1 protein-coding gene is annotated in these 795 nt (G+C 71.8%); it reads left to right on the plus strand.

Annotation, left to right across the window (positions count from 1 at the left end; all coding sequences use genetic code 11):
* Window positions 1–742: radical SAM protein (locus ACIKT0_RS19390; protein ID WP_407106898.1), on the plus strand; the 742-nt coding region annotated here is incomplete at its 5' end.
* Window positions 743–795: the final 53 nt, after the last annotated feature.

The following is a 795-nucleotide window of genomic DNA, read 5'->3' on the forward strand; positions in this document are numbered from 1 at the left end:
CGCGCTCCAGGCGCGGGACGTCTCGCCGCCGCCGCGCGACGCCGACATCCTGCGGCCGCGCGCCTTCGTTCAGGTCCAGACCGGCTGCGACCACCGCTGCACCTTCTGCGTCATTCCTTTCGGCCGCGGCGCCTCGCGCTCGACGCCCGCCGAGATCGTCGTCGCGGAGGTCCGCCGCGTGGTCTCGCTCGGCGCCCGGGAGGCTGTGCTGACAGGCGTGGACGTCACCGCCTGGGGCGCCGACCTGCCGGACCGCCCAAGCTTCGGCGGGCTCGTCAGGCGCATCCTGCGCGAGGTTCCGGAGCTCCCGCGGCTTCGGCTGTCATCGCTCGACGCCGTCGAGATCGACGACGAACTGGTCCACGCCTTCGCCGAGGAGGAGCGGCTTGCGCCGCACCTTCATCTGTCGCTGCAGTCCGGCGACGACATGATCCTCAAGCGCATGAAGCGGCGCCACGCCCGCGCCGACGCGGAACGGCTCTGCGAGCGCCTCCGACGCGCGCGGCCCGACATCGCCTTCGGCGCGGACCTCATAGCCGGCTTCCCGACCGAGACCGACGCGATGTTCGAGAACTCGCTGTCGATCCTCGGCGCCTGCGACATCGCCTATGCGCATGTCTTCCCCTATTCAGCGCGCCCGGGCACGCCCGCGGCCCGCATGCCGCAGCTGCCGGCCGGCGTCGTGAAGGAGCGCGCGGCGCGCCTTCGAGCCGCTCCGCGGCGGCGGCTCGAAGGTCAATAACAGGCGGCGGTTTGCACAATCGCTAATCGCGCCCGGACTCGCCAAACCCATTT

The sequence above is a fragment of the Hansschlegelia beijingensis genome, from assembly GCF_045505405.1.
Classification (GTDB): domain Bacteria; phylum Pseudomonadota; class Alphaproteobacteria; order Rhizobiales; family Methylopilaceae; genus Methylopila; species Methylopila beijingensis_A.